This is a genomic window from Vibrio sp. YT-19(2023) (assembly GCF_033337395.1).
Window position 1 is genome coordinate 1 of sequence record NZ_JAWOQN010000550.1, and the last position, 676, is coordinate 676.

Genomic DNA, 676 nt, shown 5'->3' on the forward strand with positions numbered 1-676 from the left:
TCGACATACCACTGCTCTATCGTTTCACTTTCCGCATCAACATAAATTGAGAAATCAAGAAAATCAGATACAAATACTCGATGTGGATCATGTGGGTAGTCCATACCGCTTTGTAATACGTTTAAGCCTTCAATAATCAGCACGTCAGGTCGGTCGACTTTTTTTAGCTCATCAGTAATGTCGTATGTGATGTGTGAGTAAACAGGTACTTCCAGATTTGGATTGCCCGCCTTTACATCAGAAACAAATTCTACCAAACGTTTGATGTCGTAAGATTCGGGAAAACCCTTTCGATGCATGATACCGCGCTCTTCCAAAACCTTTTTGGGATACAGAAAGCCATCCGTTGTAACTAAGGCGACTTTGGGATGATTTTCCCAACGAGAAAGCAGTGCTTTAAGAATGCGTGCTGTTGTACTTTTTCCAACAGCCACACTACCTGCAATGCCAATAACAAAAGGCGGAGCGTGTTCCTCGGTATTTAGAAACTGCTGAAGAACAGAGTTGCGACTTTGGCGAGCCTGTACATATAAATTGAGTAGACGAGACAAAGGAAGGTAGATCTCTACCGCTTCCTCCATAGTGAGGTTTTCATTTATGCCTTGAAGCGCCTTTAGATCGTCTTCAGAGAGTGTCATCGGAACAGAATTACGCAGTTCTGCCCACTCGGCACGGT

At 43.5% G+C, this 676-nt stretch carries 1 protein-coding gene; it reads right to left on the minus strand.

Translation table 11 applies throughout. The features are described 5' to 3' along the window. Positions 1 to 676: type I pantothenate kinase (gene coaA / locus R7E78_RS27060; RefSeq protein ID WP_318058738.1), on the minus strand; the 676-nt coding region annotated here is incomplete at both ends.